General features: G+C 68.3%; 19 protein-coding genes. 2 read left to right on the top strand and 17 right to left on the bottom strand.

Annotation, left to right across the window (positions count from 1 at the left end; genetic code table 11):
• Positions 1–26: 26 nt before the first annotated feature.
• The 7 genes from glgX to glgA are packed head-to-tail and all read right to left on the bottom strand — an operon-like array spanning position 27 to position 12,159.
• On the bottom strand, positions 27–2,147 hold the full coding sequence (gene glgX / locus O0K41_RS03795) for a glycogen debranching protein GlgX (RefSeq protein WP_108269767.1): 2,121 nt from the start codon (positions 2,145–2,147) through the stop codon (positions 27–29).
• Entirely contained in the window at positions 2,134–2,304 is a 171-nt protein-coding gene (locus tag O0K41_RS03790; RefSeq protein WP_005413658.1) for a DUF2934 domain-containing protein, read from the bottom strand. Before O0K41_RS03790 ends, glgX begins: the two co-directional genes overlap by 14 nt.
• Positions 2,273–4,846: a malto-oligosyltrehalose synthase gene (gene treY, locus O0K41_RS03785; RefSeq protein ID WP_108269766.1), complete on the bottom strand. Its 2,574-nt coding sequence runs from the start codon at positions 4,844–4,846 to the stop codon at positions 2,273–2,275. The genes O0K41_RS03790 and treY overlap by 32 nt, the downstream gene beginning before the upstream one ends.
• Positions 4,843–6,687 carry a 4-alpha-glucanotransferase gene (locus O0K41_RS03780; RefSeq protein ID WP_164221980.1) on the bottom strand — a complete coding sequence of 615 codons (1,845 nt, stop codon included), beginning with the start codon at positions 6,685–6,687 and terminating at the stop codon, positions 4,843–4,845. The genes treY and O0K41_RS03780 overlap by 4 nt, the downstream gene beginning before the upstream one ends.
• Positions 6,684–8,402 carry a malto-oligosyltrehalose trehalohydrolase gene (gene treZ / locus O0K41_RS03775; protein ID WP_164221981.1) on the bottom strand — a complete coding sequence of 573 codons (1,719 nt, stop codon included), beginning with the start codon at positions 8,400–8,402 and terminating at the stop codon, positions 6,684–6,686. Before treZ ends, O0K41_RS03780 begins: the two co-directional genes overlap by 4 nt.
• Positions 8,399–10,636, bottom strand: a complete 2,238-nt coding sequence (locus O0K41_RS03770; protein ID WP_149501153.1) for a 1,4-alpha-glucan branching enzyme — start codon at positions 10,634–10,636, stop codon at positions 8,399–8,401. Before O0K41_RS03770 ends, treZ begins: the two co-directional genes overlap by 4 nt.
• On the bottom strand, positions 10,633–12,159 hold the full coding sequence (gene glgA, locus O0K41_RS03765) for a glycogen synthase GlgA (RefSeq protein WP_149501154.1): 1,527 nt from the start codon (positions 12,157–12,159) through the stop codon (positions 10,633–10,635). The genes O0K41_RS03770 and glgA overlap by 4 nt, the downstream gene beginning before the upstream one ends.
• A 441-nt stretch (positions 12,160–12,600) precedes the next feature.
• Between glgA and O0K41_RS03760 the strand changes: the two genes are divergently transcribed.
• Positions 12,601–13,029, top strand: coding sequence for a PAS domain-containing protein (locus O0K41_RS03760; protein ID WP_057496044.1), 429 nt, complete (start codon positions 12,601–12,603; stop codon positions 13,027–13,029).
• Positions 13,026–14,555, top strand: a complete 1,530-nt coding sequence (locus O0K41_RS03755; RefSeq protein ID WP_149501155.1) for a sulfite reductase flavoprotein subunit alpha — start codon at positions 13,026–13,028, stop codon at positions 14,553–14,555. The genes O0K41_RS03760 and O0K41_RS03755 overlap by 4 nt, the downstream gene beginning before the upstream one ends.
• 199 nt (positions 14,556–14,754) lie before the next feature.
• On the opposite strand, the gene O0K41_RS03750 is transcribed toward O0K41_RS03755, so the two are convergent.
• From O0K41_RS03750 to moaCB, 10 genes are all read right to left on the bottom strand, one after another.
• Positions 14,755–15,423, bottom strand: a complete 669-nt coding sequence (locus tag O0K41_RS03750) for an ATP-binding cassette domain-containing protein (protein ID WP_049451547.1) — start codon at positions 15,421–15,423, stop codon at positions 14,755–14,757.
• A complete protein-coding gene (gene modB, locus O0K41_RS03745; RefSeq protein WP_005409908.1) occupies positions 15,413–16,096 on the bottom strand; it encodes a molybdate ABC transporter permease subunit in 684 nt (227 codons plus the stop codon). Before modB ends, O0K41_RS03750 begins: the two co-directional genes overlap by 11 nt.
• 3 nt (positions 16,097–16,099) lie before the next feature.
• Positions 16,100–16,843 carry a molybdate ABC transporter substrate-binding protein gene (gene modA / locus O0K41_RS03740; protein ID WP_149501156.1) on the bottom strand — a complete coding sequence of 248 codons (744 nt, stop codon included), beginning with the start codon at positions 16,841–16,843 and terminating at the stop codon, positions 16,100–16,102.
• Positions 16,844–16,866: 23 nt separating this feature from the next.
• Positions 16,867–17,643 carry a helix-turn-helix domain-containing protein gene (locus O0K41_RS03735; protein ID WP_005409910.1) on the bottom strand — a complete coding sequence of 259 codons (777 nt, stop codon included), beginning with the start codon at positions 17,641–17,643 and terminating at the stop codon, positions 16,867–16,869.
• Positions 17,644–17,711: 68 nt separating this feature from the next.
• Positions 17,712–18,077, bottom strand: a complete 366-nt coding sequence (locus O0K41_RS03730) for a hypothetical protein (RefSeq protein ID WP_005413668.1) — start codon at positions 18,075–18,077, stop codon at positions 17,712–17,714.
• Entirely contained in the window at positions 18,074–18,616 is a 543-nt protein-coding gene (locus O0K41_RS03725) for a molybdenum cofactor guanylyltransferase (protein ID WP_049451553.1), read from the bottom strand. The genes O0K41_RS03730 and O0K41_RS03725 overlap by 4 nt, the downstream gene beginning before the upstream one ends.
• A 105-nt stretch (positions 18,617–18,721) precedes the next feature.
• Positions 18,722–19,222, bottom strand: a complete 501-nt coding sequence (locus O0K41_RS03720; protein WP_164221983.1) for a molybdenum cofactor biosynthesis protein MoaE — start codon at positions 19,220–19,222, stop codon at positions 18,722–18,724.
• Positions 19,223–19,225: 3 nt separating this feature from the next.
• Complete coding sequence (locus O0K41_RS03715) at positions 19,226–19,486, bottom strand: MoaD/ThiS family protein (protein ID WP_149501157.1); 261 nt, start codon at positions 19,484–19,486, stop codon at positions 19,226–19,228.
• Entirely contained in the window at positions 19,486–20,739 is a 1,254-nt protein-coding gene (glp, locus tag O0K41_RS03710; RefSeq protein ID WP_049451558.1) for a gephyrin-like molybdotransferase Glp, read from the bottom strand. The genes O0K41_RS03715 and glp overlap by 1 nt, the downstream gene beginning before the upstream one ends.
• On the bottom strand, positions 20,739–21,734 hold the full coding sequence (moaCB, locus tag O0K41_RS03705; RefSeq protein ID WP_049451560.1) for a bifunctional molybdenum cofactor biosynthesis protein MoaC/MoaB: 996 nt from the start codon (positions 21,732–21,734) through the stop codon (positions 20,739–20,741). Before moaCB ends, glp begins: the two co-directional genes overlap by 1 nt.
• Between the last annotated feature and the right edge of the window lie 3 nt (positions 21,735–21,737).

Below are 21,737 nucleotides of genomic sequence, written 5' to 3'. Positions count from 1 at the left end.
CGGTCCGTAGTGGCGCAGCAGTGCAATCACGCGCTGCTGCTTGCCGCCAGCAGGCACAGGCTGCGCGGCGGCAGCGTCCAGGCGCCTTCCTCATCCGGCTCCAACGGCGTTTCGTCGGTCTGCAGGAGTACGCGCCGGAACGACAGGGCGTCGTCTGACACACAGAACCGCTGCGACTGCTCCCCGGCGTTCAACAGCAGGGCCAGGCTGACATGCCGCCCGGGCTCGCGCAGGCCACTGTCCGGACTGCGACCGTCCAGCACGATCAGCAGCGCACGCAGCCCTGCGTCATGCCAGTCCGCTTCCTCCATGCCGCGACCATCGGGATGCCGCCAGTCGATATCGCGCAGGCCCAGCGCCTCATCGTACTCGCCGCGCAGGAACCGGTTCCGGCGCAGCAGGCCATAGCGCCGGCGCAGTGACAGCGCCCGCCGCACGAACGCCACCTGCGCCTGTGCAGCCGGCAATGCTGCGCGCTCCCAGTCGATCCAGCTCAGTGGATTGTCCTGGCAGTAGGCGTTGTTGTTGCCCTGCTGCGAATGGCCGAACTCATCGCCCGCCAGCAGCATCGGTGTCCCCTGCGCCAGCAGCAGCGTGGCCAGCAGGTTGCGCATCTGCCGCGCACGCAACGAAAGGATCGCCGCATCATCGGTGTCTCCCTCCACACCGTGGTTGCTGGAGAGGTTGTGCGAGTGGCCGTCACGGTTGTCCTCGCCGTTGGCCTCGTTGTGGCGATCGTTGTAGCTGACCAGATCGTGCAGGGTGAATCCATCATGCGCGGTCACCAGATTGATGCTGGCCGACGGTCGCCTGCCGTGGTGTTCGAACAGGTCGGCCGAGCCGGTGAAGCGCGTGGCAAACTCCGCCAGCTGCCCGCCATCGCCACGCCACAGCGCGCGCACCGTGTCGCGGAAGCGGTCGTTCCACTCGGCCCAGCCCGGCGGAAACTGGCCCAGCTGGTAGCCGCCCGGGCCGATGTCCCATGGCTCGGCAATCAGCTTCACCTGGCTGAGAACCGGGTCCTGGCGTACCGCATCGAGGAAGCTGCCCGAGGCGTCAAAGCCATGCCGTTCGCGGCCGAGGATGGTTGCCAGGTCGAAGCGGAACCCATCCACCCGCATCTCGGTCACCCAGTAGCGCAGGGAGTCCATGACCATGCGCAGCGCACCGGCATTGGTCAGGTCGAACGTATTGCCGGTACCCGTATCGTTGATGTAATAGCGGCGATCATCGGCCAAACGGTAGTAGCTGGCGTTGTCGATGCCCTTGAACGACAGCGTAGGGCCCAGCTCGTTGCCTTCGGCCGTGTGGTTGTAGACCACGTCCAGGATGACCTCGATGCCCGCGTTGTGCAGGCGCGCGACCATCTGCTTGAACTCGGCCACGGTGCCCAGCGACAGATAGCGTGCCTGCGGCGCGAAGAAGCCGATGGTGTTGTATCCCCAGTAGTTGCGCAGCCCGCGCTCGAGCAGCTGCTGGTCATCCACGTAGGCATGCACCGGCAGCAGCTCGATGGCGGTCACCCCCAGATGGCTGAGGTGGTCGACCACCGCATCGTGCCGCAACGCGGAGAAAGTACCGCGCTCGGCCTGCGGGACGTCGGGATGCTGCATGGTCAGTCCGCGCACGTGGGCTTCGTAGATCACGGTCCGGTCCCAGGGCGTGGCAGGTGCACGCTCGACGCCCCAGCTGAAAGCCGGATCGATCACGGCACAGCGTGGCATGTAACTGGCGCTGTCGCGGCGGTCGAAACTGAGATCGCCATCGCGGTGACCCAGGGTGTAGCCGAACAGGTGTGGGGCCCACTTCAGTTCGCCGACGATCTGCTTGGCGTAGGGGTCCAGCAGCAGCTTGTTGGGATTGAAACGATGGCCCTCTTCCGGGGCATACGGGCCGTGCACCCGGTAGCCGTAACGTTGCCCGGGCCGCACGTCCGGCAGGTAGCCGTGCCAGATCTCGTTGGTGTACTCGGGCAGCGCGATACGCTCGACTTCACGGTTGCGCGCGTCGAACAGGCAGAGTTCCACCCGGGTGGCGTGCCGCGAGTACAGCGCGAAGTTCACACCCAAGCCGTCCCAGGTCGCCCCCAGCGGGAACGGCCGGCCTTCGCGCACCCGCGAGGTCTGCGTCCACTTACGGCTGGCCATCGGTTCCCTCCTCGTCGCGCGCAGCGGCAATCTCGGCTTCCACCAGGCGCTCGGCCATGTGCCAATGCCGCTGCTGCTGGTCGTCCGGGCGCCCTTCCGCTTCCCATATCTGATGGGCCAATGCCTCAATCCGCTGCCGTCGTTCCCTGCTGTCCATTCCTGTCCGTCTCCTCGTTGATCCATACCGCCAACGGGCTGCCAGCCAGAAGCCGTGCCGCGTCCTCGGTTGCCTTGAAATGTTCGATGCGCCCGTCCAGCAGGTTGCGCATGGGGCCTGTCGGCAGCCCGTGCAGCATCACGCCAGTGCCGACGTCGTGTGCTGCGTGCAGGCCGGGCCCGGGCACGGCGGTGGGCGAACCACGCCGCACGATCACCAGCAGCACCTGCGCCTGATGCCTGCGCGCGAATGCCAGCCAGGGCGAACGCGCCGGTACGGACAGCGGCTGCAGTTGGCCGTGCAGGAACAGCTGCGGGTGCCTCCGGCGGCACTCCAGCAAGCGCCTGAGCAGAAATGCCTTGATGCCACCGTCCCGCCAGTCCTCCAGCAGGGCGGGCCAACCGCGCGTATCGCGCAGCCACGCCTGCCGCACTGGATAGTCCACGGCACGCCGGTTGTCCGGGTCCACCAGGCTCAGGTCCCAGCCTTCTCCGCCCTGGTAGAGGTCGGGCACGCCGGGCAGGCAGTGCTGCAGGCACAGCTGTGCCAGGCCGTTGCAGGCGCCGGCCGGCGCAATGCGCGCCACGAACGTCGCCAGCGCCTCCCGCACCGGCTGCAATGGCGCTCCATCCAGCAGTGCGTGCAGCCACTGCGCGGCGGCCTCCTCCACCGCCACGTTGGGATCGGACCAGCTGCTGACCCGTTTGCCCTCGCGCAACGCCTTGGTCAGCCATTGCACCATCCTCGATGCGAAGTCGGCGCCCGGGTTACCGTGCATCGGCCACGCGGCCACGAGCGCCTGCCACAGCGCATAGGCCTCGGCACCCGGCAACGGCATCGGCGCGCCCGCGCGGGTCGACATCCGGCTCCAGCGCCGCACGGCCTCCCGCCACGCGACCGTGCAGGTGCTGAGAACCGCCAGCCGGGCCCGGCTGTCGGCCCCGCGCTTGTGATCGTGGGTCGCCAGCGCAAGCAATGCCCGCGGATGGCGCTGCAGGCGTCTCACTGCGTGTTCCAGCAGCTCGCGTCCCTCCATGCCCAGCCGCTGCGGATCACTTCCGACTTCGTTGCGCGACAGCAGCCTGAAGTAACGATAGAAGCCTGTGTCCTCCACCGACTTGGCATTCAACGGCGCGGCCAATTGCCCGAATCTCACCCGCAGCGCGCGCTCCGCCTCCGCCTCGCCGGGAAGTGCCCGTAGCAGCAGATCCAGTGCCGCGTGTGCCGTACCGTCCAGTGCCTCGCGTGCTGCCACGGCAGCGTCCACCAGGGCCTTCCGTTCACCTGCATCCTGCAGCGAATAGGGGCGGTAGGTACGGTAGTGCCGCAGCAGCGCGGCCAATGCACGGGCCAGCGCAGCGGCGCCGATATCGGCTTCGGCCAGCCGGGGCTGCAGCACCCGCTGCGCGCTGCGCAGCAGTCGCTGGAAGTCGGTGTGAAGCGACGTGCGCAGCAGCATGCCGCGGGCATCCTGCTGCAAGTCGTCAAAGCTGCGCGCGTCGCCACTCGCCGCTTGCCAGGCGCGGGAGAGCGCGGGTGCAGCTGCCGGATCAATCAGCCACGCGCCAACCTGGTCCATGAAGTCATAGCCCGTCGTGCCGTCGCAGGCCCAGCCATCGGGCAGCTGTTCGTCCTCCGCCAGTATCTTCTCCACATGCACGCTCACTGACTGTGGGTCGCGACCGCCTGCCGCGCAGGCCGCGTCGAGCGCCGCACGCAGGTGTTGCAGGTACGGCCCGGGTGACGACAGGCCATCCACATGGTCAATGCGCAGGCCGTCAACCCACCCCTCACGCACCAGCCGAAACGGCAGCACATGCACCGCCGCGAACACATCGTCGCGCTCCACCCGCAGTGCAGCCAGTTCGTTGATGTCGAAGAAGCGCCGGTAGTTCACCTGATCGCCCGCCGTGCGCCACCAAGCCAGCCGGTAGTGCTGCCGCTGCAGCAGCGTGTGCAATCGTTCGACGCTGCGGTTGCAGCGTTCCGCCCATGCCGGCCACTGCGCGGGTGCCAGCGGATGGCTGCGCGGAGACAACGGCAATGCCAGCCCGTGATGACGCAGCATCGGCCGCTCATCGTCCACTGCTACGCGCAACACGCCATCGCGCACGGCCTCGTGCAGTGGCCGGTCCAGCACAGGCAGCCAGAGCCGGCCCTCGCAACCCGGCGCCTCCCAGTCAATGTCGAACCATCCGGCATGGGGACTTCTGCACCCGTGCAGCAGCACATCGCTCCACCAGGGCGTCTGCGGGGATGCTGCAAGATGGTTGGGTACGATGTCCAGGATCAGGCCCATGCCATGCGCGCGCGCCGCTGTCGCCAATCGCTGGAAGGCATCTTCGCCGCCCAGTTCCGGATTGATGCGGGCCGGGTCGATGCCATCGTAGCCATGCATGGACCCTGGCATCGCAGCGCTGATCGGCGACAGGTAAAGGTGGCTGACGCCCAGCGCGGCGTAGTACGGCAGCTGCGCCGCAGCGGCATCGAAGTTGAAGCCTGCATGTAGCTGCAGGCGTGCGGTGGCACGCAACCGGGTCATCGTCCCGCCTTGCGTCGCGTGGCGCTGAACCGGACAATGCGCGCGTCGGCCGCGTCCGGATCCCACGCAAGCGGCAGGCGTCGGCGCCAGTTCGGGTGACCGTTGACGGTACCCGGCAGGTTCACCTGCGCGCGGCTGCCCAGCGCGTCTTCCAGCGGGAGCAGCGCCAGCCGCGAAGGTGCGTGCGCCACCAGTGACAGCGCACGCGCTTCCAGCGTCGCGCCCTCGCCCTGGGCGACTGCGGACAGCGCCTGTACCTCGCTGGCACGCGCGTGCAGCGCCGCGGCAAGCTCGGTCAGCTCACCCAGGCGTGCACGCCAGCGCAGGTCGCGCCCACGCAGCCAGCCGGCCAGCGGCGGCAGATCATGGGTGGAGGGCATGGCCACCGCATCGCGGCGCCACCGTGGCGCCGGCAGGAAGCGCTCACCGTTGCGGGCGAACGGCAGCACCTCAAGCCCCAGCACGCCACGGGCTGCCAGTCGCTGGCGGATACCCGGAGGAACCACCCCAAGGTCCTCACCGATCAGCACGCAGCGATGGCGCCACGATTCCAGCACCAGCAGGTTGATCAGATCATCGAACGGATAGCGCAGGTACACCCCCTGCCCGGCGCCTGCGCCGCGAGGCAGCACCCACAGCCGCTGCAGGCCCAGGATGTGGTCGATGCGCAATCCACCGCGACCCGCCATCACGGCGCGCAACACGCGGATGAACGGTTCAAACCCCTCACGCTGCAACGCAGAGGGTGACCAGCTGGTGATACCCCAGGCCTGGCCCAGCGGATTGAACGCATCCGGCGGCGCGCCCAGCTCGAGACTCTGCAGCAGACGGTCGCCGCCGGTCCGGGCCTCGACGCCCTGCGGTGCACAACCCACTGCCAGATCCGCAATCAGTCCGATCGACGCGCCGTCGCTGCGCAGTCCCGCCTGCACCTGCGCCCAGCCTTGCCGCGCCAACCACTGCGCAAACGCATGGTCGTCGGCGCTTCCAGTGAAGCGGTCAGCGGCGTGCTCGCAATACTGCAGCAGGGGCTCGCCCTGCGCATCGCACCACGTCTGCAACTGTTCGTACTGTGCCGGCGCCTGCTGCCGCAGCCATTGGCGCCCTTGGCGCAGCCAGCGCCACTTCACTGCCGCCGAGTGCGGCCAGTCGATGCGGCGTGCTGCGGTAGCCGCTTCAACGGCCATCGCCAGTGCTTCGTCCTCGCGCAACACGCTGCTGGCGGCCTCCGGCAAAACCTGCGGCAGCGACACCTGCAGCGGATCGAGCCAGCGCCGGTCGCTGGGCGAGTAAGGACTGTAGCCCGTGCCCGGTGGCAGGCCGGCGTGCAGCGGACTCAACGCCAGTGCATCGCCGCGGTGACGGTGCAGCAGCTCGCGCCACCGCGCACAGCCGGCGCTGTCACCGATGCCGGCATCACCGGGCGCGCGCAGGCTGTAGACCTGCGCCGACAGACCCCAACCGCGCAGCAGGCCCTGCGGCCACCAGGCACGCTGCGGTGCCACCGCAACCGCCTGTTGCTGCCCGCCCTGGCGCCACTGCCAATAGCCTGGCTGATCAGGAACCCGCCAGCGCCCTTGCGCATCCGCACGTGCAGGCAACGCTGCGCCCTGCTCATCCACCCAGCACGCCGCGCCCGTTGCCTCAGGCATGGCCAGGAGCTGACCACAGCAGGCGGTGAGCAACGGGTGGGCCACCGGCGCACCGTCGCACGCGAACTCCGCCAGCACGGCGCGCAGCACGTCGGGCGGGACCTCGCGCTCTGCTCCGGCCACGTCGGTCCAGCGGACCAGCAGGCCCACACGGCGAGCCGCCTCCCGCACCGCCGCATCCGTATTCATGCGGCGATCCAGCGCGCAAGCGCACCGCCGCCTGCCGGCAGCATCGCGGCCGCGTCCGGCCCCACGACGCACTCGCCGGCCGGCACCGCATGCGCCACCGGCACAGGGCCCACGTTGATCGCGATCCACCATTGGCCCGAGGGCAACTGCCAGCCCGCCTGCACCGCGCCTTGGCCCAGCACGCGCGCGCCCAGCGACCGCGCCTGCAGCAGGCCCGGCTGCAGATAGCGCCTGCGCAGGCCGAGGAACTCACCCGTGCAGCGCAGCCAGTGCTGCGACCAGGGATCATCGCCGGGCGGCGGCGTGCACGACGCCTGCAGGGTCGCCGCATCGTTCGGGTCCGGAATACGCGCGCGCGCGGCGGCGTCGGCAAAGGCACTGAAACCGGAGAACTCACGGCGACGCCCTTCACGCACCGCCTCGTCCAGCGGTGGCGCGTAGTCGGTGAAGAACAGGAATGGCGATTGCACCTGCCACGGTTCGCCCATGAACAGCAGCGGGATCATCGGCGTCAGCAGGGTCAGGGCCAGCGCCGCGCGCAGCCGGGCAGGATCGATCAGCATCGACAGGCGCTCGCCGAAGGCGCGGTTTCCCACCTGGTCGTGGTTCTGCGCGAATACCACAAAACGCGCAGGCGACAGGTCGACGCTGGGCTCGCCACGGGGATGGCCGTGCAGGTCCGGCTCGCCCTGCCAGGCGAATCCTTCGGCCAGGCAGCGCGCCAGGAGTGCTTCGGCGCGCCCGGCATAGGCCGCGTAATAGCCTTCCTGTTCGCCGGTCAGCATCACATGCAGCGCGTTGTGGAAGTCGTCGTTCCACTGCCCCTGGTAGGCGCCGCGCAGCCACCGCGCCTGGTTGCGCTCGTTCTCCAGCACCAGGTGCGCGTGCGGGGCCACCGCACGTACCTCATCGGCCAGCTGCTGCAGGAAACGGTCATCGTCAATGGCGTGCACCGCGTCCAGGCGCAGGCCATCGAAGCCGTAATCGCGCAACCACATCAGCGCGTTGTCGATGAAAAAGCGCCGCACCCATGGCTGGCGGAAGTCGATGGCTTCGCCCCAAGGGGTGGTGCGGTCGTCACGGAAGAACCCCCGTGCATAGTCGCGCAGACGGTTCCCCTGCGGCCCGAAGTGGTTGTAGACCACATCCAGCAGCACCGAGAGCCCTGCATCGTGCGCAGCGTCGACAAAGGCCTTCAGCGCGGACGGACCGCCATAGGCCAGCGCGGGTGCATACGGGAACACGCCGTCGTAGCCCCAGTTGCGGCCACCGGGAAACTGCGCGACCGGCATCAGTTCAATGGCGGTGATGCCCAGGGCCGCCAGCATCGGCAGCTGCTCGGTCAACGCCGCGAACCCGCCGCCGGCCTCGATGTGCACTTCATAGATCACCAGGTCCTGCCAGGCATGCCCCTGCCACGTGGGATGTGCTCCATCCGTGCCAAGCACCACCGCGCTGTCACCATCGACGCCGTCCGGTTGCCAGCGCGAGGCCGGGTCGGGCACGTCCTGACCGGACGGCAGGCGGAACCGGTAGCGGTCACCATGCGACGCCTGTGTCCGCAGCCAGTGGCAGCCGTCCGGGTCGCGGTGCATCGGCCGCAGCACGCCCTGCAGGTACAGCGCCACGGTGCCTGCGTCCGGTGCCCACACGCGGAACTCGACACCTTCACCGGCCACCGGCCATGCGCCCAGGCGCGGCGCCACTGCGGTCATGCATCAACCTGCAGGTACAGCGTGGACAGCGGCGGCAGTGTGAGCCGCAGCGACTGCGCGTGACCATGCATCGGCCTCGGCTCGGTATGCACTGCGCCGAGGTTTCCCGCGTTGCCGCCACCGTAGTAACCGCTGTCGGTGTTGAGCCGTTCGGTCCAACACCCCGGTTGCGGCACACCGACCCGGTAGCCGTCGCGACGTACCGGAGTGAAGTTGCTCACTACCAGAAGGGTGCGGCCGCTACCGGCCGGATCCCGGCGGATGAAGGCGTAGACGCTGTTGCGGCTGTCGTCGGCCACGCTCCAGTCGAAACCGCGTTCGTCGCGTTCGTCGCGGTGCAACGCGGGTTCGGAGCGCAGCACGGCATTGAGGTCGCCCACCAGGCGCGACAGGCCCTGGCCCTCGTTGCTGGCCGCCCGTGCCCAGTCCAGTGCCGCATCGTGCGACCACTCCTGTCCCTGGCCGAACTCGCCGCCCATGAACAGCAGTTTGCTGCCCGGGTGCGCCCACATGAAACCGTAGTACGCGCGGAGCTGGGCCAGCCGCTGCGCCGGCTCGCCCGCCATCTTGGCCAGCAGCGCTCCCTTGCCGTGCACCACCTCGTCATGCGAAAGCGGAAGCACGAACCGTTCGGAGAAGGCGTAGACCAGGCCGAAGCTGATCTCACTATGGTGATGCTGGCGATGAACCGGATCGCGCCCGAGGTACTGCAGGGTGTCATGCATCCAGCCCATGTTCCATTTGTGGGTGAAACCAAGCCCGCCCTGCTCCACCGGCGCGGTCACCCCTGGCCATGCGGTGGATTCCTCGGCGATCACCAGCACATCCGGGAAGCGCTCCCTCAGCGTCTGGTTCATCCGCCGTAGAAAAGCGACCGCCTGCAGGTTCTCGCGCCCGCCCTGCTCGTTGGGTATCCACTGGCCCTCAGCACGGCTGTAATCCCGGTACAGCATCGACGCCACGGCATCCACGCGCAGACCATCGATGTGGAACCGCTCCACCCACTCCAATGCACTGCCGATCAGGTAGGCGGCCACTTCGTTGCGGCCATAGTTGTAGATCAGCGTGTCCCAGTCGGCGTGCACCCCTTCGCGCGGGTCGGCATGCTCGTACAGCGCGGTGCCATCGAACCCGGCCAGGCCATGCGCATCGTTCGGGAAGTGCGCGCTCACCCAGTCCACGATCACCCCTACGCCGGCCTGATGGCAGCGGTCCACGAAGCGTGCGAAGGCCTGTGGCGTGCCATGGCGCGCCGTTGGCGCGTAGATCCCCAGTGGCTGATAGCCCCAGGAACCGCCAAAGGGATGCTCGCTGACCGGCAGCAGCTCGATGTGGGTGAAACCAAGCCCTGCCACGTACGGAATCAACCGGTCGGCCAAGGCATCCCAGTCCAGCGGCGAACCATCGTCGCTGCGCTGCCAGGAGCCCGCATGCACTTCGTAGATGGACAGCGGCGTGCAGGTTCCGGCCTGCCGCCGCGCCGCCAACCATGCGTCATCGTGCCACTGCATCGGCGCTGCCGAAGGCACCCGCGAGGCGGTGGCCGGTGGCAGCTCGGCCCAGCGCGCCATCGGATCGAACTTGTCGGGCATCACCCGGCCGTCGGCGCCGACGATGCGGAATTTGTAGCGGGCACCGGCCTGCACGCCCGGCAGGAACAGCTCCCACACGCCAGCGGTGTGGCGCAGCCGCATCGGATGGCGCCGGCCATCCCACCCGTTGAAATCGCCGACCACGGCAACCCTTCGTGCGTTGGGGGCCCACACCGCGAAGCGCACGCCGTCGATACCCTGTACCTGCATCGCTACTGCGCCCAACTGGCGCGCTGCATCAGCGTCACCGGCATGGAAATGCTGCAGCAGCGCCTCATCCAGCAGCGGACCGAAGGAATAGGCATCGTGCACCTGCTCCACACCCTGCTCGAAATGCAGGGCGAGCAGCGGCACGGGCGCTTCACCTGCTGCACCTTCGAACAGGCCGGGCAAGGGGCCCGGTTGCAGATCCCAGCGCCGCTCCGGGCCCGCAATCACCTCCACGCGACGCGCGTGGGGCACCAGAACGCGCAGCTGGCGCTGGCCATCGGGCTGTTGGTGCGGCCCGAGCCAGGCAAACGCATCGGCCGGCCGTGCATGAACCAGGTCGTCCAGGACCGGAGCCACCACGCCCTCCTCCCGTCCGGCAGTTGCCATGGAGTCGTCCTCGAGGGCGACCGGCTGCAGGCTGTCGTGGCTCATGCGGCCACCTGGCAGGTCTGCTGGTACAGGGCCAGATATGCGCGCCCCGCCGCATCCCAACCGCCCGGCCGCAGCATGGCGGCGCGGCGCATGGCCTGCAGCAGGCCGGGCAGGCGGAAGGTGCGCATCGCCCGTTCCACGCAGCGGCGCAGGCCATCGGCATTGGCGCCGTGGAACAGGAATCCGGTCACGCCATCCTCGACGGTATCGACCAGCCCGCCGGTCGCGTGTGCGATGGGCAGGCAGCCGAAGCGCTGCGCGTACATCTGGCTCAACCCGCAGGGTTCGAAGCGTGAAGGCATCAGCAGGAAATCGGCGCCGGCAAACATCTGGCGGGCCAGCGCTTCTTCGAACCCGATGAAAGCACCCACCCGCCCCGGGTAGCGCCGGGCCAGCGCCTGCACCTGCGCTTCCACCTGCGGCTCGCCACCGCCGATGATGACCAGCTGGCCGCCGGCCGCCACGATCTGTGGCGCCACGTCGCAGGTGATGTCCAGGCCTTTCTGGTGCACCAGCCGCGAGACCACCGCGAACAGCGGCCCGGTCGACGGCGCCAGCCCGAACGCCTTGCGCACCGCGTGGGCGTTGGTGGCGCGCCCGGTCCACTCGCCAATGCCGAAGTGGGCCTTGAGATGGATGTCGCGGCGCGGGTCCCAGCTGGCGTCGATGCCGTTGACGATGCCACTCAGGTGCCCGCCGGCTGCGCGACGCGCCAACAGGTCATGCAGCCCGCAGCCGTCATCCGGGGCGGTGATCTGCTGCGCGTAGCGCAGGCTGACCGTGTTCAGCCGCGTGGCGTTGGTGATGCCACCCTGCAGGAACGACATCTGCCCGTGGAAGTGCAGTTCATCCAGGTGCTCGGCCGGCACGCCCAGCACCGGCGCAAGCGCGTAGGGGAACAGCCCCTGGTATGCCAGGTTGTGGATGGTCAGCAGGGTCGGCACGGCCGTCCGGTCCCAACGCACGTAGGCGGCCGCCATGGCCACCGGCCAGTCATTCAGGTGCAGCAGCTGCGGCGACCAGTCCAGCCGGGCACGCCCGGCCGCAATCTCCGCCGCCGCGTGTGAGAGCGTGGCGAAGCGAACCGCGTTGTCCTTCCACTCCTGACCCTGCCCATCGACGTATGGCGAACCTTCGCGCTCGTACAGCTCTGGTGAGAGCAGCACGTAGATCGGAAGGCCGTCTGCCTGCACTGCCATGCCGATCCCGCACGCAGGCAGGCCCGCCCTCGCGCTGACCTGTCCCACCCGCTGCAGCTGTGGCAGGCGCTGCAGTACCTCCGGGTAGCCGGGCAGCAGCACGCGCGAATCACAGGCGCCGCGTACCGCACGCGGCAGGGCTGCGGCCACGTCGCCCAGGCCCCCGGCCTTGATGAAGTCGGCCATCTCGGTCGCGACGAACAACACACGCTGTACCAGCTCCGGCAGCTGCAGTGGCTGCGAGTGGCCACGCCGGGTGCCGATCGGCACGAGCGAACCGGGAGAGGTCGCAACAGATGAAGCGGACTGGACAGCGCGAGCCATGGGAGGATCTCTCGGGTATTTCAGGCAGACGGACGCCAGCGGCGCCCGGACGGGCGCTGATGGTGGGAAGGAAGTCGACGCAGGACGTGGGGGACGTCAGCGAGAGGCTCAGGACGACAATAGCCCTGCATGCGATCAATCAACCGTGAAGCCATGGCGATTTCTTTGTGACAACACGTCATGAGCTCAGTACACATGACATGCGCCCGCCTCCTGCCCGTGTCTCCTGCGATGGGGCCGAGCCCACGCCCGGCTGTTGGCAATCCCACGTGCCGCCTGAGCCGAGCTGGATTGGTCTTTAAGAGACTCACCCTGCGACACCCGGTCGCAGGCCTTCGCGCTACGCGCTTGACCAATGTCAAACCGCCCGCCGCCGCGCGGGCGTATTCCTATGCAGGACCCGAACACGCCGGCGCGGCCGGCATCCACAAGGACCCTGCGATGAGCTACACCCCCGACACCGCCCAGCTGCTGAACGCCATGCAGAACGTCATGGTGATCTCCACCACCGACCTGCAGGGCAACATCACCTACGCCAACGACCTGTTCTGCACGCTCACCGGCTTCGCCCGCGAGGAACTGATCGGCCAGCCGCACAGCATCGTGCGCCACCCGGACGTGCCCAAGGCCGTCTACAAGGACATGTGGGACACGATCAAGGCCGGCAAAACCTGGACCGGCATCGTACCCAACCTTGGCAAAGGCGGCGTGCTCTACGTGGTCGACACCACCGTGCAGCCGCTGTTCGACGCCGATGGCAACATCACCTCCTACATCAGCATCCGCCGCGTGGTGAACGACCTGATGCAGAACTACGACCTGGTCGAGTTCAGCAAGGAAAAGTTCGACGACTTCTACGAGGCCGCGTGAACGCCCTCCCGACCAGTACGCCCTTCAGCCGTCTGCTGGTGGGTTTCGCGTCCGAGTCGGGCAACGCCCGCGCCCTGGCCCAGCGCCTGGGCGCGGAGCTGCAGCCGCATGGGCCGCAGGTGCTCCCGTTCAACGACATCGACGTAGCCAGTCTCGGCCAAGGCGATGTGCTGCTGGCGATCTCCAGTTCCTTCGGTGACGGAGAGCCGCCAGCCAATGGCGAGCAGTTCTTCGAAACGCTGCGCCAGATCCCGACGCTGAGCGGCCTGCGCTATGCAGTGTTCGGCCTCGGTGATACCGGCTACCCGAGCTTCTGCGGCTTCACCAAGGCGCTGGATGCCGCGCTGTGCGAGCGCCAGGCGCAGCCACTGCTGCGCCGCGTGGATGCCGACCTGGGCTACGAGCAGTTCTTCCAGCAATGGCAGCCGGTGCTCGGCCAGGTGCTGGATGGCGACCTCAGCGCTGGCCAGCACCTGCACCTGCAGGTCACCGCCTATGGCGAAGACAATGCGTTTGCCGCCCGCATCCTCGAACGCCACCGCTTGAACAGCAGCGACCCGGCCGCCTGGCACCTGCAACTGGACATTGCCGGCAGTGGCATGGCCTACCGCGCGGGTGACACCCTGCACGTGGTACCCGAGAACGACCCTGCCTTGCTGCAGGCATTGGCTGCCTGGTACGGCGACACCGCCGCCGCGGCCGCCCTGCACGACCGCGAGCTGCGCCTGCTGAGCAAGGGCGTGCTGCGCGAACTGGCCAGGCTCGGCGGTAGCGAGGTACTGAAGGGCCTGTTGAAGGTCAGCCAGAAGCGCGAGCTGGAAGCCTACCTGCACGGCCTGGACCTGCTGGACGTGCTGCAGGACCACGCCACGCCGGACAGCGTGCCGCTGGCCCGGCTGCGCGAGCTGCTTTCACCGCGGCTGCCGCGCGCCTATTCGATCGCCTCACACCCGTGCGACGACCAGCTGAGCCTGTGCGTGCGCGAAGTGCGCTACACCCTGCGCGGCCGCGAGCGCTTCGGCACCGCCACCGGCAGCCTGCTGCATGGCGGCGACCACGCCCGTGTGTACTGCCGCTCCAACCCTGGCTTCCACCTGCCCGATACCGACCAGGCGCCGCTGCTGCTGGTCGGCACCGGCACCGGCATCGCACCGCTGATGGGCCTGATGCAGGAGCTGCAGGCCAACGGCTGCGAACGCGAGGTGCACCTGGTGTTTGGCGAGAAGCACCGCCAGCACGATTACCTGTATCGCGACCAGCTGCAGGACTGGCACGCGCGTGGCGTGCTGGCCGGCCTGCATACCGCGTTCTCGCGCGATGGCGCTGAAAAGATCTATGTGCAGCATGTGCTGCAGCAGCGCGCCAGCGAAGTGCGCGACGTCCTGGCCCGCGGCGGGCACCTGTACCTGTGCGGCAACAAGCGCCATCTGGAAAGCGCGGTGCGCGAGGCCATCGATGCCATTGGTGGCGAAGGGCGCTGGGACGCGCTGCGGGGCGAAGGCCGCACGCACTGTGAGCTGTATTGATCGGTACCACTGGACTGCACGAATCCTGGACCGGTAGAGCCGGCCGCTGGCCGGCATTACCAGAATATGTAGCCAACCATCGCCCGTGCATCACGGTAGAGCCAGCCGCTGGCCGGCTGCCCAGGATACCGAGGTTGCCGGCCAGCGGCCGGCACTACCATCAGATGTGACCAACCGTCGCCGGTGCGTCCATCACGGGTCAACCGCCGACGATGCGACCATCCACCATGCGCGCCACCTGCTGACCGAACATCGCCACGTCCTGTGGATCGTGGCTGATCAACAGCAGCGGAATGCCGGTCTTGTCCAGCACGGTCTCCAGCTCCTGGCGCAGATGCTGGCGCAGGTCATGGTCCAGTGCGGAGAACGGCTCATCCAGCAGCAGCGCCTGCGGCTGCGTGACCAGGGCGCGCGCCAATGCAGTGCGCTGGCGCTGGCCACCGGAGACCTGCGCGGGCAGCAGATCGCCCACCGTGTCGATGCGGAATGCGTGCAGCCACTGCTCCACCACATCGAAACGCTGGCCGACCCGCGGATTCAGCCATCCCTTCTGCAGCCCGAACGCCACGTTCTGGCGCACGCTCAGGTGCGGGAACAACGCGTAATCCTGGAACACGTAGCCCAGCCGGCGGCGCTGCGGCGGCAGATCCACAGCGGTGGCCGCGTCGAACAGGGTCTGCCCCTGCAGGCGCACATGGCCCTGGCCCGGCCGCAGCAGCCCGGCCACCGCCTTCAGGGTCAGGCTCTTGCCGGCGCCTGAAGGCCCGAACAGCACCACCTGGCGCTGCGTGCACTTCAGCGATACGTCCAACACGAAATCCTGGCCGGCCGCCTGCAGGCGGCGCTGCACCTGCAGGTCAAGCCACATCGCGCAGCTCCCGGCGACGTCCGCCCACCAGCCGCGCAGCCAGCAACAGGATCACGATGCAGACCACCGAAGTCAGGATCACCAGCGCATTGGCCTTGCCATCCTGGCCGGCCTGCACCGCCTCGTAGATGGCGATCGACAGCGTCTGCGTGCGTCCCGGAATGCTGCCCGCCACCATCAATGTCGCGCCAAACTCACCCATCGCGCGTGCGAAGGCCAGCAGCAGGCCGGCAAGAATGCCGCGCCACGCCAGCGGCAGCGTGACGCGGAAGAACACCGCTGCTTCGGACACTCCAAGCGTGCGCGCGGCCTGCTCCAGCTGTCCGTCCACTTCCTCGAACGCCGCGCGTGCCGGCTTGAACACCAGCGGCAGCGAAGCCACCGCCGCGGCGATCACCGCGGCCTGCCAGGTGAACACCAGGTTGATGCCGAACCACGACTGCAGCCACGCGCCGATCGGGCCGTTGCGGCCGATCAGCACCAGCAGGTAATAGCCCAGCACCGTCGGTGGCAGCACCATCGGCAGGGTCAGCAGCGAATCCAGCAGCTCGCGGCCGGGAAAGCGCCGCCGCGCCAGCAGCGCGCCCAGTGCAACGCCCAGCACCAGATTGATCGCGGTGGCCCAGCCGGCCACCTTCAGCGACAACCCCAGTGCGCTCCAGTCCAGATCCATGCGTCAGGGCTTGCCGAACCCATGTTTGGCCAGGATCGCCTGGCCCTGCGCCGAACGCACGAAGGCGGTGAAGCGCCTGGCTTCGGCCGACTGCGCGCTGGCGCTGGTCACCGCCAGCGGATAGGCAATGCGCCCCGCCACCGGAACCGCGAAGGCACGGCGCACGCGGTCGGGCATCGCCTGTGCATCGGTGGCATAGACGAAGCCGGCATCCACTTCACCGCGCGCCACGTAATCCAGCGACTGGCGCACGTTCTGCGTCGTGATGATCCTGCCCTGCACCGACGGCCACAGGCCCGCAGCTTCCAGCGCGCCCTTGGCATAGCGGCCGACCGGCACGCTGTCCGGGTTGCCCAGCGCAACGCGCCGCACACCGGCACCGGCCAGGTCCTTCAAGGTACGCGGCGCAGCCTTGGCCTGCGGCGGCACCACCACCCACAGTGCGTTCACCGCGAACACCTCGCGGGTACCGGCCGCCAGCAGGTCCTGCTGCTGGGCTTGGTCCATCGTGGTTTCATCGGCCGACGCGAACACATCCACCGGTGCGCCACGGCTGATCTGCTGCAGCAGCACGCCGGATGCGGCGAAGTTGAAATCGACCTTGGTTCCCGGGTGCGCCCTCTCATACGCCGCGCCCAGCTCGCGGAAGCTCTCGGTCAGGCTCGAAGCCGCCGACACCGTCAGCTCGGCCGCCCAGGCCGGCACTGCAGCCAGCATTCCCAGCACCAACAGCCCCGCTCGCATCATGGGTCGGCCCCTCGCTTGCCTGATCAGTCCAGTCCGGATTCCCGAGCCACGGCCAACGCCGCCAGCCGTTCGGGTTGCAGCAACAGCATCTCACGTTGGTTCACCGCAATCACACCCTCGTCGCTCAAGCGGCGCAGTACCCGGCTCACTGTCTCCGGCGCCATCCGCAGGTAGTTGGCAATCTCGGTACGGGCCATGCTCAGGTTGAAACGGGTGGCGGAGAATCCGCGCCGGGCATAGCGCTCGGAAAGATCCAGCAGGAACGCCGCCATGCGCTCCTCGGTGCGATGGTTGGCAGCCAGCGTGGCCACCTTGCCGATCTCGGCACTGAGCAGGCTGAACAGCCGTGCCTGCAAACCCGGCATGCGGGTGGCCAGCAGGCTCAATCGCGGGAACGAGATCCGGCACAGGTAGACGGTGTCCAGGGCCACGGCGTTGCAGGGAAAGCGCGCGCCATGGATGGCATTGAGCCCGATCACCTCGCCCGGCAGGCTGAAACCCAGCACCTGCTCGTTGCCCTGGCTATCATCGACAAAGGTCTTGACCATGCCCGCGCGGACCGCTGCGATCGAGTCGAACGGATCGCCTGCACGGAACAGGTAGTCGCCGGCCTGGAACGGGCCGACGTGGTCGACCAGCACATGCAGTTCGCCCAGCGCGGTCTTGTCGTAGCCCTGCGACATGCAGGCATCGGAGAACGCGCAGGTGCTGCAGAAGTGCAGCGCGTCTCCGTCGTCGGCCGCTGCCGGATTGGGCGTGGCCGGTCGGGACGCGGGCGGAGCGGAGGGGTTCAGGGGCATTGCAGCGACCCAGTAACGAAGGCCCTCATCATACGACAGCGCACCACCCGGCCCTGCGCAACCTGCGCCTACTCGGGCGCAGGTTCAGAACGCCGCTGCGGGCCACGCTGCCGCATGCTGTCGCGCACGTCCACGTCGAACTGCAGCTGCAGCATGCTGTCGTCATCCAACGCGATACCGAAGCCCAGGCCATCGCGGCAGGGCAGCCTCCCCGCCAGCGACTCGACGGCCTGGCGCGGCAGTACCAACCGGCAGAATGTCCCGCCATCGAGCAGCACGGCCTGGTCGCCGGCATGCAGCGACAGCGCCACGCCCCAGCCACCGCTGCCACCAAAGCGCGTCAGGTTCTCCACCGATTCACCTGCCAGCAATCGTGCCAGTTCTTCTTCATCCACGCGCAGGCGCATCGATTGCTGTTGCAGCTGGACCTTCATGCTGTGATGGACTCCCATTCCGACGGGGTATTGCAGTTGAGCAGCAACGCCTGATCCTCCGGCGCCAGTGGCAACCGTGTCACGCCCAGGCGTTCCTGCAGGGCGCGCAGTGAACGGCGCGCCGTCGGGTCATCGATCAAGGCCTGCAGCACGCGGCGGCAATGATCATCGATCTGCAACCGCATCGGCAACGGTTCATCGTCGAATACCGTGCAGGCGCGCGCTTGATCGGCCTGCAGGCGCTGCAACAGCGCGGGTGTCACCCGCGGCGTATCGACCGGCACCACCCAGGCAGGGCCATCCGTCATCTGCATCGCCACACTGTAGAGGCCGCCCAGTGGGCCGCAGCGTGCAACCCGATCCGGGATTCCGCCAAACGCCGGGTAGTTGCCGCTGACCCAGACCTCGCGCGCGCCCGCCTGCTTCAACAGGCCGCGCATGTGTTCCAGCAATGTGCGGCCCTGCCAGGGCAGCAGTGCCTTGTCGCGGCCCATGCGGGCGGACAGGCCACCGGCCAGCACGATGCCGTTGATGCTCATCGCAGTGGAGCCACGCCATGCGTGGCTGCGCCGGCCGGATGCGCGGGAAAGGCCTCTCCCACGCATGGCGTGGATCTACTGAATCCCGCGCCCTGAAGGGCGCGGTCAATGCCCGTGGTCATGCGTATGGCCATGGGAGTGCGAAGGTTCACTTTCCGCATGGCAAAGGCTGCAATCTTCGCTCCACTGGCTATCGCCATCTTCATAATGCTCCTGCTTCCAGATCGGGCACTGGTGCTTGACCACCTCGATCAACTGCCGGCAGGCGCGGAACGCCTCGTCACGGTGCGGACTGCCGGCGGCCACCACCACCGCCACATCGCCGATGCCAAGCCGGCCCTTGGCATGGGCCACGTACAGCTTCAGCTTCGGACCGAACGTCGACTCGACCTCGGCGGCCAGCCGCTTGAATTCGTTCAGCACCAGTGGTTCAAACAGGTCGTAGGTAATCCCGGTCACCCGCCGGCCCACATTGACGTCGCGCACTTTGCCGATGAACACATCGATGCCGCCGAAGCCCGGATCGGAAACCGCCGCGATGCCCTCGGCCGGATCGATTGCCGCCTGCGCGCGGTCCACCACCTTCGCGATGATCTTCTCGCTCATCGCTCAGCCCCCGCTCACCGGCGGCAGGATCGCCACACGGCCATCGTCGGGCAGCGCCTCTTGGTCGCGCAGCACGCGTTGCTGGTCGGCGAACGCCGAATAATCCAGCAGGCCGGCACGGAAACCCGGCCAACGCACCGGCAGCAGCTCGCGCAGCGCCTGGCGCAGATCGGCCACGGTGCCACCGGCCACGTCCACGGCAATCTCGCGGCTGGCATCCAGATCGGAAAACGCACCGAACAACTGCAGATTCACCTGTTTCATCACGGCTCCTGGCTCGCCAGCTGCACCGGGTCCTGATGACCCCAGCCCTGCACACGCACCGGCGTGCCGGCAGCGGCCACGCCGCCCTCGCCTTCCAGCACCACCCAGGCATTGGCCTGCAGCATGGACATCAAACGGAACGACTCCTGCCCGGCCAGCACGCGCGCACTCAGGCGGCCCTGCGCGTCCACTTCCACCCGGGCCCGCGCATGAAAGCGCAGGCCCGGCGGCGTGCGCACGTCGGCCTGCAGCGGCAACGTCAGCACCTGCTCGGGTGCCAGCCCCAGCAGGCGGCGCAGCACCGGCTCGACGAAGAAACGCTGGCCCACCGCAGCCGACACCGGGTTGCCCGGCAGGCCGAAGTACAGCGCGCCATTGGGCAGCACCGCGAACAGCAACGGCTTGCCGGGACGGATCGCCACCTTGTGGAACACGATGCGCGCCCCCCGGCCGCGCAGCGCGTCGGGAATGAAATCGTAGCGGCCGGCCGACACCGCGCCGGTGCTGATCAACAGCTGCGCACCCGCGTCCAGCGCTGCATCCAGCACCGCATTGAACGCGGCCACCTCATCGCCCACCGTGCCCTGCCAGACCACCTCGGCACCGGCGGCCTGCAGGCGGCCGACCAGGTACGGCCGGTTGCTGTCACGGATCTGACCGGATTCCAGCGCCTGCGCCGCCTCGGTCACCAGTTCCTTGCCGGTGGCGATCACCGCGGCCTTTGGCCGTGCCACCACCGCCACCTCGCCCACGCCGATGGCATGCAGCAGGGTGCGCGCATTGATGTCCAGCACCTGCCCGGCCTGCAGCACGCGCTCGCCTTCGCTAACGTCTTCGCCGCGCAGGCGCACGTTCTGGCCTGGCTTCACCGTGCCCTTCAGGGCAATGCGGGTCGGGCGTCCGTCCTCGCTGGCGAGGATCTCCACATTCTCGACCGGCACCACCGTATCCAGCCCAACCGGCATGCGCGCACCGGTCATGATTTCCCAGGCACCCTCGCCGCCTTCGGCGCCAGCATCGCCGGCCGCCTGCCAACCCTGCACGGCAAATTCGGTACCGGCTTCGAACGTCGCGCCGTTGGCGCGCAGCGCGAAGCCGTCCATCGCCGAATTGTCGAACGGCGGCAGCGACTGCCCACTGATGATGTCACTGGCCAGGGTTCGGCCGCCGGCCTCATGCAGCGGCAGACGTTCGGCCGGCAGCGGCGGGGCCGCCTCCAGCAGGTGCTGCAAGGCCTCGCTGTAGGCAATCATCAGTGGCCATCCCCCTCGACCATCGCCAGGGCGTGGCCCAATACCGGCGCCAGGATGTCCAGGCACTGCGCCGCCGCCTTCGGGCTGCCCGGCAGCGCGAACACCAGCATGTTGCCCAGCTGCACCACCTCGGCGCGGCTTAGCCAGGCCATCGGCGTGTGCTGTGCGCTCAGTGCCCGCACCATCTGCGCCAGGCCATGCACCGGCCGCGCGTTCAAGGAACGCAGCGCTTCCGGGGTCAGGTCACGCGGGCCCAGCCCGGTACCACCGGTACACAGGCACAGGCGCACGCCGCCGGCGGCCAAGGCCTGCAGGCGGCCCGCCAACGGCTCGATGCCATCGGGCAGTACCTCGGCGGCCACCACCTCGCCACCCAGCTTTTTCAGCCCGGTCACGAGGGTCGGGCCGGACACATCCTCATAGGTGCCTTCGCTGGCGCGATCACTCAGCGTGATCACCGCGCAGGCCGCACCCTCCAACCCCTTAGGTGCACGTGGGTTGAAACGCACGCGCTCGGCCTCGTCCATGCCATCCGGGTGCAGCCAGACGCCGCGCTTGCCGCCTTCCTTGAACAGCAGGCGGATGCCTTCGATGCGCAACGCCGGCTCCACCGGCTTGCTCAGGTCGTACAGGGTCAGCAGCGCCGCGTTGACGCCGGCCAACGCTTCCATTTCCACGCCGGTGCGCGCCTCGCTGGCGCACTCGCACCACACGCGGATCGCCTGCCGTTCCGGCACCGGCGCGCAGAACACCTGCACCAGTTCCAGCGGCAGCGGATGGCACAGCGGCATCAGCATCGAGGCCATCTTCGCGCCCTGCAGGCCGGCAATCTCGGCCATCACCAGCGCATCGCCCTTGGGCAGGCGGCGCTCGACGATCAGCGGATAGGCCACCGGACCGGCATGCAGCTCGCCCACCGCCACCGCACGGCGGCGGCTGATGCGCTTGTTGCGCACATCGGCCATGTGGAAGGCCGCGTTCAATTCCCCACTCATTGT

The sequence above is a fragment of the Stenotrophomonas sp. Sm2128 genome (assembly GCF_030985535.1).
Taxonomy (GTDB): domain Bacteria; phylum Pseudomonadota; class Gammaproteobacteria; order Xanthomonadales; family Xanthomonadaceae; genus Stenotrophomonas; species Stenotrophomonas maltophilia.
Note: the sequence above shows the minus strand (reverse complement) of the source record. Positions and strands in the feature narration are given on the sequence as shown.

Coding starts and splice junctions, on each gene's coding strand:
- glgX (WP_108269767.1), bottom strand. CDS start 2,147: ATGGCCAGCCGTAAGTGGACGCAGACCTCGCGGGTGCGCGAAGGCCGG.
- O0K41_RS03790 (WP_005413658.1), bottom strand. CDS start 2,304: ATGGACAGCAGGGAACGACGGCAGCGGATTGAGGCATTGGCCCATCAG.
- treY (WP_108269766.1), bottom strand. CDS start 4,846: ATGACCCGGTTGCGTGCCACCGCACGCCTGCAGCTACATGCAGGCTTC.
- O0K41_RS03780 (WP_164221980.1), bottom strand. CDS start 6,687: ATGAATACGGATGCGGCGGTGCGGGAGGCGGCTCGCCGTGTGGGCCTG.
- treZ (WP_164221981.1), bottom strand. CDS start 8,402: ATGACCGCAGTGGCGCCGCGCCTGGGCGCATGGCCGGTGGCCGGTGAA.
- O0K41_RS03770 (WP_149501153.1), bottom strand. CDS start 10,636: ATGAGCCACGACAGCCTGCAGCCGGTCGCCCTCGAGGACGACTCCATG.
- glgA (WP_149501154.1), bottom strand. CDS start 12,159: ATGGCTCGCGCTGTCCAGTCCGCTTCATCTGTTGCGACCTCTCCCGGT.
- O0K41_RS03760 (WP_057496044.1), top strand. CDS start 12,601: ATGAGCTACACCCCCGACACCGCCCAGCTGCTGAACGCCATGCAGAAC.
- O0K41_RS03750 (WP_049451547.1), bottom strand. CDS start 15,423: ATGTGGCTTGACCTGCAGGTGCAGCGCCGCCTGCAGGCGGCCGGCCAG.
- modB (WP_005409908.1), bottom strand. CDS start 16,096: ATGGATCTGGACTGGAGCGCACTGGGGTTGTCGCTGAAGGTGGCCGGC.
- modA (WP_149501156.1), bottom strand. CDS start 16,843: ATGATGCGAGCGGGGCTGTTGGTGCTGGGAATGCTGGCTGCAGTGCCG.
- O0K41_RS03735 (WP_005409910.1), bottom strand. CDS start 17,643: ATGCCCCTGAACCCCTCCGCTCCGCCCGCGTCCCGACCGGCCACGCCC.
- O0K41_RS03730 (WP_005413668.1), bottom strand. CDS start 18,077: ATGAAGGTCCAGCTGCAACAGCAATCGATGCGCCTGCGCGTGGATGAA.
- O0K41_RS03725 (WP_049451553.1), bottom strand. CDS start 18,616: ATGAGCATCAACGGCATCGTGCTGGCCGGTGGCCTGTCCGCCCGCATG.
- O0K41_RS03720 (WP_164221983.1), bottom strand. CDS start 19,222: ATGAGCGAGAAGATCATCGCGAAGGTGGTGGACCGCGCGCAGGCGGCA.
- O0K41_RS03715 (WP_149501157.1), bottom strand. CDS start 19,486: ATGAAACAGGTGAATCTGCAGTTGTTCGGTGCGTTTTCCGATCTGGAT.
- glp (WP_049451558.1), bottom strand. CDS start 20,739: ATGATTGCCTACAGCGAGGCCTTGCAGCACCTGCTGGAGGCGGCCCCG.
- moaCB (WP_049451560.1), bottom strand. CDS start 21,734: ATGAGTGGGGAATTGAACGCGGCCTTCCACATGGCCGATGTGCGCAAC.